Origin of the sequence: Adlercreutzia sp. DFI.6.23 (assembly GCF_024462535.1) — a bacterium.
GTDB lineage: Bacteria > Actinomycetota > Coriobacteriia > Coriobacteriales > Eggerthellaceae > Adlercreutzia > Adlercreutzia rubneri.
On record NZ_JANGBP010000076.1, the window covers coordinates 1 to 444 of the forward strand.

The 444-nt window shown below is 66.2% G+C and carries 1 protein-coding gene; it reads left to right on the forward strand.

Annotated elements, in window-relative coordinates; genetic code table 11:
• Positions 1-420: DUF853 family protein (locus tag NE591_RS12410; protein ID WP_256156764.1), on the forward strand; the 420-nt coding region annotated here is incomplete at its 5' end.
• Positions 421-444 lie beyond the last annotated feature (24 nt).

The following is a 444-nucleotide window of genomic DNA, read 5'->3' on the forward strand; positions in this document are numbered from 1 at the left end:
CTGGAGGCGATCGGCGTGGCCCAGGCGCATCTGGTGGAGAAGTACGGCGAGGCCAACGACCGCGAGAGCGCCTACGAGAAGCTTGCCGCCGAGAAGAGCGCCGCTGCCGAGGCCGACGCGCTGGCTGCCGAGCGCGCCCAGCTGGAAAAGGAGCGCGCCGAATTCGAGAAGCAGAAGGCCGCCGAGGCCGATCGGGCCGCGAAAGCCGCGGCCAAGGAAGAAGAGCGTGCTGCCAAGGCTGCCGAAAGAGAGGCTGAGCGTCCCCAGAAAGCGGCCGAGAAAGAAGCCGAGCGCGCCGCTCGAGCTGCCGAGAAACAACGCGAGCAGGCCATGAAAACGGTCAGCTCCGTCATCGGCCAGATCGGGCGCGAGACGAGCCGGCAACTTCTGCGGGGGTTGTTTGGGAACTTGCGGAAGTAGGTTCTCGCTGCCGTACAATACTGC